The sequence below is a fragment of the Nonomuraea indica genome (assembly GCF_002850745.1).
In the GTDB taxonomy this organism is placed as follows: domain Bacteria; phylum Actinomycetota; class Actinomycetes; order Streptosporangiales; family Streptosporangiaceae; genus Nonomuraea; species Nonomuraea indica.
In genome coordinates this window covers 1-4274 of sequence record NZ_PJOK01000097.1, presented here as the reverse complement: position 1 = coordinate 4274, position 4274 = coordinate 1, and the positions used below count along the sequence as shown (strand labels likewise).

The following is a 4274-nucleotide window of genomic DNA, read 5'->3' as shown; positions in this document are numbered from 1 at the left end:
TGGCTGGCCGACCACGTCATCGCGGGCAGCCCCATCCTCCCCGGCGCCGCCCTGGTCGAACTCGCCTGGCAGGCCGTCGAGCATGCCGGGTACGCGGGCGTCGAGGAGCTCGTCCTGCACGCCCCGCTGGTGCTGCCGGAGACAGGTGGGCTGCAGATCCAGGCGCGGGTCGCCCCCCGCGGCCCCGACGGACGTGCCGAGCTGACCGTGCACGCCCGCGCCGGAGACGACCAGCCGTGGACCCGGCACGCGGCGGGCACGGTGACCGACGTCCCGGCCGCCCCGGCCGGGAGCCTCGACGCGTGGCCGCCACCCGGTGACCCCGTCGACGTGGACGACCTGTACGCGGCGCTCGCCTCGGCCGGGCTGCGCTACGGCCCCGCCTTCCGCGGGATGGTGCGGGCGTGGCGCGACGGCGACGACACCTATGCCGAGCTGGCCCTGCCGGAGTCACTGACCAACGAAGCCGGACGCTATGCCTTCCATCCGGCCTTCTTCGACGCGGCCCTGCACCTGCTGACGCCGGACGGCAGTGGCACGGCGCAGGTGCCGTTCTCGTGGCGGGGTGCGTACCTGCACGGCGCCGCCACCCCCCGGCTGCGTGTCCGGGTGACGGCCACGGCACCCGACCAGGCCTCGATCGTCGTGGCCGACGACGATACCGGCAGGCCGATCGCCGGCGTCGAGGCCGTCGCCATCCGCCCGCTGGACCTCCCGGCCGCCGGGCGGATGCTCGCCGCCGACGCGCTCTTCGACGTCGAGTGGGTTCCGTTGCGCACGCTTCCCGCCACCCCGGCGATCCGTTGGGCCGTCGTGGGGGAGGCGGAGCCGGAGCTGGCCGGCGAGCGGCACCCGGACCTGGAGTCGGCTGCGGCGGACGTGCCTGACGCGGTGCTCCTGCCGGTCGGGCCCGGCGAGCCGTCACCGTCGCGGGCGCGCGAAGCCGTCACCGACGTGCTGCGCACGATGCAGAGCTGGCTCACCGACTCGCGCTTCGCCCGCTCCAGGCTGGTCGTCGTGACGCGTGGCGCGTCGTCCACCGACCCGGTGGGGGCGGCGGTGTGGGGCCTGGTGCGCTCGGCCCAGACCGAGCACCCCGACCGGTTCACGCTGATCGACCTCGGCGGGAACGCCACCGGCGACGCCCTGCCGGCCGCTCTGTCCACCGGGGAGGCGCAGCTCGCCGTCCGCGACGGCGAGGTGCTCGTGCCCAGGCTGACCAGGGTCACGCCCGGCACCGCGATGGAGAACGAGCCCCGCACCGGCTGGAACCCCGACGGCGCCGTGCTCGTCACCGGCGGCACCGGCACCCTCGGCGGCCTGCTCGCCCGCCACCTGGTGACCGCGCACGGTGTCCGGCATCTGGTGCTGGCCAGCAGAAGCGGCAGCGGCGCACCGGGAGCGGACGACCTGGCCGCCGAGCTGAGCGGGCTGGGAGCGAGCGTCCGCGTCGCCGCCGTGGACGTCGCGGACCGGCATGCTCTGGCGGCGTTCCTCGCCACGCTCGACCGGCCACTGACCGCGGTCGTGCACGCGGCGGGCGTGACCGATGACGGGCTGGTCGAGTCGCTGACGCCGGACCGGCTCGGCACCGTCCTGCGCCCCAAGGCCGACGCCGCCTGGAACCTCCACGAGCTCACCCGCCACCAGGATCTGGCCGCGTTCGTGCTGTTCTCCTCCGCGGCCGGGGTGCTCGGCAGCGCGGGACAGGCCGGCTATGCCGCCGCGAACCAGTTCCTCGACGCGCTGGCCAGGCGCCGCCGCGCCGCCGGGCTGCCCGCGACCTCGCTGGCCTGGGGACTGTGGGCGCAGACCAGCGGCATCAGCGAGGGGCTCGGCACCGCCGACCACGCGCGCCTCGCCCGGCTCGGCATCCGACCGCTGGCCACGGACGAGGCGCTCGCCCTGTTCGACGCCGTGCTCGCCGACGGCCGGGCCACCGCCGTACCGGTCAAACTGGACCCTGGCGGCGCCCGCGCACATCCGCTTCTGCGTGACTCCTCACCCGCGACCCGGAGGGCGGAGCGGCCCTCGGAGCCGCTGCTGGACCGGCTGACGGCCCTGCCGGACGCCGAAGCCGCTGGCCTGCTTCTCGACCTGGTACGCCACCACGTCGCCCAGGTCCTCGGCCACGCGGACACCAGGGAGATCCATCAGGACCGGCAGTTCAAGGAACTCGGTTTCGACTCGCTGACCGGTGTGGACCTCCGCAACCGCCTGCGCACCGAGATCGGGCTCGACCTGCCCGCCACGCTCGTCTTCGACCACCCGACGCCGGAGGCGCTCGCCCGGCACCTGCGCGAGCGGGTCCGGCAGGCGGCGCCCGACCCGATCGGCGCCGCGTTCGACCGCTTCGAAGCCACGCTGGCCGCGCGGCAGGACGACGCCTCCCGCGACCGCATCGTGACCCGGCTGCGCGCACTCGTCGCGCAACTGGCGCCGACGGCCACCGACCTGGCCGGCGCCAGCGACGACGAACTCTTCAATCTTGTCGAGAACCTGGGGGACTGACGCAGCATGACGAACGCCAACGAGGACAGGCTTCGCGAATACCTCAGACGGGCCATCGCCGAGGCGCAGGACGCCCAACGTCGGCTGCGCGAGGCCGAGGAGGCGGACCGCGAGCCCATCGCGATCGTCGGCATGGCGTGCCGATTCCCCGGCGGGGTGACCTCGCCCGAGGAGCTGTGGGAGCTGGTCGCGGCGGGGCGTGACGCGATCACCGAGTTCCCCGCCGACCGGGGCTGGGACCTCGCCGCGCTGCTCGGCTCCGGGACGGGGCCGGGCACCTCCACCACCCGGTACGGCGGGTTCCTGCGCGACGCCGCCGACTTCGACGCCGACTTCTTCAGGATCTCGCCGCGTGAGGCGCTGGCGATGGATCCGCAGCAGCGGCTGCTGTTGGAGACGTCGTGGGAGGCGTTCGAACGGGCCGGCATCGATCCCGTGTCGCTGGGCGGCAGCCGTACCGGGGTGTTCGCCGGACTGATGTATCACGACTACCAGTCGCGGCTGCACACCGTGCCGGAGGAGCTGGAGGGTTTCCTCGGGAACGGCAACGCGGCGAGTGTCGCGACCGGGCGCATCGCCTACACGTTCGGGCTGGAGGGGCCCGCCGTGACGATCGACACGGCGTGTTCGTCGTCGCTGGTGGCGTTGCATCTGGCCGTTCAGTCGCTGCGCCGGGGCGAGTGCACGCTCGCGCTGGCGGGCGGGGTCACCGTCATGGCGTCGCCGAACACCTTCGTGGAGTTCAGCCGTCAGCGGGGGCTGGCTGCGGATGGGCGGTGCAAGTCGTTCGCGGAGGGGGCGGACGGGACGGGGTGGTCGGAGGGTGTGGGGCTGCTGGTGCTGGAGCGCCTGTCGGACGCTGTGCGTCACGGGCGGCGGGTGCTGGCGGTGGTGCGTGGCAGTGCGGTGAATCAGGATGGTGCGTCGAACGGGTTGACGGCGCCGAACGGTCCTTCGCAGGAGCGGGTGATCGCTCAGGCGCTGGCGGAGGCGCGTCTCGCCCCTGGGGACGTGGACGTGGTCGAGGCGCACGGGACGGGGACCGCGCTGGGGGATCCGATCGAGGCGCAGGCGTTGATCGCCGCCTACGGCCGGGGGCGGGGGCGGCCGTTGTGGTTGGGGTCGGTGAAGTCGAACATCGGTCACACGCAGGCGGCGGCCGGGGTCGCCGGTGTGATCAAGATGGTGGAGGCGATGCGGCACGGCGTCCTGCCGCGGACCTTGCACGTCGGCGAGCCGACTCCGCACGTGGACTGGTCGTCCGGCGCCGTGGAACTGCTGACCGAGCAGCGGCCGTGGCCGGCGACCGACCGGCCCAGGCGGGCGGGGGTGTCGTCGTTCGGGATCAGCGGCACCAACGCCCACGTGATCCTGGAACAGCCGGCGCCATCCGAGGAGCCCGTCGTCGCCGCCCAAGGCCCGGTGCCGTGGCTGCTGTCGGCGCGCAGCCCCGAGGCGCTGCGGGAGCAGGCGAGCCGGCTTCTCTCCATCGTCGATGACGCCGACCTCAACGACGTGGCGTACACGCTGGCCACCGCGCGGGCGGGACTGCCGTACCGGGCCGCCGCCGTCGGCCGCGACCGGGAGGAACTGGCCCAGGCACTCACCGCGGTCGCCTCCGCAGCACATCTGGCGGACCCGGTCAAAGGCAGGACGGCGTTCCTGTTCTCGGGTCAGGGGTCGCAGCGGGTCGGGATGGGGCTCGGGTTGGCTGAGCGGTATCCGGTGTTCGCGGCGGCGTTCGATGAGGTGTGCGCGCGGTT

General features: G+C 74.2%; 2 protein-coding genes. Both read left to right on the top strand.

Annotation, left to right across the window (positions count from 1 at the left end; genetic code table 11):
• Nucleotides 1-2511: type I polyketide synthase (locus tag CXR44_RS38620; RefSeq protein ID WP_144070254.1), on the top strand; the 2511-nt coding region annotated here is incomplete at its 5' end.
• 6 nt (nt 2512-2517) lie between these two features.
• Nucleotides 2518-4274, top strand: a 1757-nt coding sequence (locus CXR44_RS38615; RefSeq protein ID WP_144070253.1) for a type I polyketide synthase, incomplete at its 3' end; no start/stop codon positions are given.